The sequence below is a fragment of the Mesorhizobium sp. SEMIA396 genome (assembly GCF_024518615.1).
Taxonomy (GTDB): Bacteria; Pseudomonadota; Alphaproteobacteria; order Rhizobiales; family Rhizobiaceae; genus Mesorhizobium.
The window spans coordinates 1-353 of record NZ_JANIFC010000046.1 but is presented as its reverse complement, the minus strand read 5'-3'; the positions used below and the strand labels follow the sequence as shown (position 1 = coordinate 353).

The window sequence follows — 353 nt, the reverse complement described above, 5'->3', positions numbered from 1 at the left end:
CTGTCGGATTCGTTCTGCGTCGACCGCTACCGCGACGAATTCCTCGACCTGATGCGCTCGGGCACGGTCGACATCGTCTTTGCCAACAGCCACGAGATCAAGTCGCTCTACCAGACATCGTCGTTCGACGAGGCGCTGGCCCAGATCCGCAAGGATTGCCGGATCGCCGCCGTGACCCGCTCGGAAAAAGGCTCGGTGATCGTGCGCGGCGACGAGACCGTGGTGATCAAGGCGACCGCCATCAAGGAACTGGTCGACACGACGGGCGCCGGCGATCTCTATGCCGCCGGCTTCCTGCATGGCTACACGCAAGGCCGCGACCTGCAGACTTGCGGCGACCTTGGCTCACTGGC

The 353-nt window shown here is 64.0% G+C and carries 1 protein-coding gene; it reads left to right on the top strand.

Annotation, left to right across the window (positions count from 1 at the left end; translation table 11 throughout):
- On the top strand, positions 1-353 hold a 353-nt coding region (locus NP503_RS33225), incomplete at both ends, for a PfkB family carbohydrate kinase (protein WP_245466901.1).